3 protein-coding genes are annotated in these 2,106 nt (G+C 59.3%); 1 reads left to right on the top strand and 2 read right to left on the bottom strand.

The window, feature by feature from the left end; all coding sequences use genetic code 11:
• On the top strand, positions 1 to 313 hold a 313-nt coding region (locus ACFR9S_RS15375), incomplete at its 5' end, for a PLP-dependent transferase (RefSeq protein ID WP_379818998.1).
• A gap of 252 nt (positions 314 to 565) precedes the next feature.
• Here ACFR9S_RS15375 and ACFR9S_RS15370 read toward each other — a convergent pair.
• Positions 566 to 1,450, bottom strand: coding sequence for a PhzF family phenazine biosynthesis protein (locus tag ACFR9S_RS15370; protein WP_379730340.1), 885 nt, complete (start codon positions 1,448 to 1,450; stop codon positions 566 to 568).
• Between the two features lie 189 nt (positions 1,451 to 1,639).
• Positions 1,640 to 2,106, bottom strand: a 467-nt coding sequence (locus ACFR9S_RS15365) for a zinc-binding dehydrogenase (protein WP_379818997.1), incomplete at its 5' end; no start/stop codon positions are given.

The raw sequence follows: 2,106 nt of genomic DNA, 5'->3' as shown, positions 1-2,106 counted from the left end.
CCCAGGTCTCGAGAGTCACCCGCAACATGACCTTGCGAGTGAGCAGATGTCGGGGTACAGCGGGATGCTGTCCTTCGAGTTCGACGGCACACCTCTCGAGCTTGAAGCGTTTATCGAGGGGCTTGACCTATTCACGCCGGGAGCCAGTCTTGGTGGGGTTGAGAGCCTTATCGAAGTGCCATCGTTGATGACTCCCGACGAGGTGAGCCACGGGGAGGCTACCGCAGAGATCCCTGAGACGTTGGTCCGAGTGTCGGTTGGCCTCGAAGATCCTGATGACCTCTGTGAGGACCTCCGGACGGCGCTACCGTAGGGTCACACCGCTCTGTTAAAACCCTCAGAGCCTGTCAGAATTGGCGTGCTAAACTGAGAGAGTGGATTCAGCCATCCCGACCGATTCCGCCTTAGTTTCCGTCTTCACACAGAGGAGCTTGTGGGAGGCCTCGAACGAGTAGGTCCCCACATCGAAAACTACAGCTAATCAGCACAAACAGGCCAATAATTAGAGCTCTCTCGAGTCTCCTAACCGAGAAGATGAGAGTGGTGAGTGAGACGCTCGTGGTGTTTATCGAAGCTGTCCATCTAAGACGGGACTCACCCGGCCACCGACTTCGATGTTGATACTGTCTGGCGATTTTTCCGCTCGAAGGTGGAGGAGCGAGGGGCGGTCCATCTCGTAGCCCTGTTCGACAGTGACTTCGATTTCGTCCGTGTCGAAGTAGCTGTGCTTGACGAGGTACGCGGCGAGACAACCGTTCGAGGAGCCCGTCGCGGGGTCCTCTGGAACACCGGCAGCGTCGGCGAATACGCGAACGTGTAGGTCGTTGTCTTCGACTGTCTCCGGCGCAAATACGAGCAGGTTCACGTTGCCATAGGAGTCGATAAGCCGATTGTAGTACGGCTCCGGTTGCGTCTCGGCTTGCTCGACAGCGTCGAGGGAGGTCAAAGGGACAATGACGGTAGGGAGTCCCGTCGAGACGAGCTTGATCGGGTAGGAGTCGTCGATATCCGCTGTGTTGAGCCCGAGAATATCTGCGAGCAGTTCCGGGGAAAATTCGTCCTCGAAGGTCGGTTCGATCTGGCGCATCCAGTAGGTCTCGTCGCCGTCGTGGGCTTCGACCCAAACGGGAATCTGGCCGACGCCGAGGTTGAGCAGAACTTCTTCCGGATAGTCGTCTCGGAGGTACTCGCGAATGACGAATGCGGTTCCGAGTGTTGGGTGGCCGGCGAAGGGGATCTCCTCGGCGGGGTCGAAGATTCGGACGTCGTATCCCCCCTCTGTCGTGTCGGACGATTCGATAAACGTCGCTTCGGAGAAGTTCGTCTCACGAGTGAACGCGAGCATCTCCTCAGTAGACATGTTCGAAGCGTCACGGACGACCGCCAGTTGGTTCCCTGTGTACTTCCCCTGGGCGAATACATCCACGAAATGAAGTTGGTTAGTCGACATTCACGTCCATCAATTTGTGGTATACGAATATTTGCGGCGATTCTGGCGAAGGTTAATCGCGGCAGTATCAGCGATTCTTACAATCCCGTGTGGGTCTCAGGGTCGGCGTTTTTGCTGCAGATTTTTTTCGAGAAGGGTGCAGTGAGCGCCGCTTCGGGCGGCGCTCGAAAACCCGACGAGAAAAAGGTGTTATGGTGTGACGACTAGCTTCCCCAGGTAGCTCTCCTCCATGACGTCGCGGTGGGCCAGGTCGGCCTCGTCGAGGTCGTAGGTGCGGGCAATCTCGATCGAGAGTTCGCCGATCCCCATGAGGTGGCCGACGCCGCGGAGGGGCTCCCGGAGGTCGGGCGCGTTGAACAGGAGCATGAACTGGTAGTTGACGTCCTTCGAGCGTGCGGCGCCGTCGTTCGTGAACGCGGGGTTAGGCGCGTTCTCGCCGATTCCGACGACGCGGCCGTTCTGGGCGGCGACGTCGGCGTCGAACTGGAGGTAGCTGTCGAGTCGGTGGTCGAGGATCTCGTCGACGCCGCCGTCGGAGGCCTCGAGGACGGCGTCGGTGAGGTCCCCGTTGTCGTAGTCGAGGGCGGTCTCGGCGCCGAGGTCGGCGAGGACCTCGTGGTACTCGGGCGCGGCCGTGGTGACGACGCGTGCGCTGA

The sequence above is a fragment of the Halolamina salina genome, from assembly GCF_042678005.1.
Lineage (GTDB): Archaea > Halobacteriota > Halobacteria > Halobacteriales > Haloferacaceae > Halolamina > Halolamina salina.
Note: the sequence above shows the minus strand (reverse complement) of the source record. Positions and strands in the feature narration are given on the sequence as shown.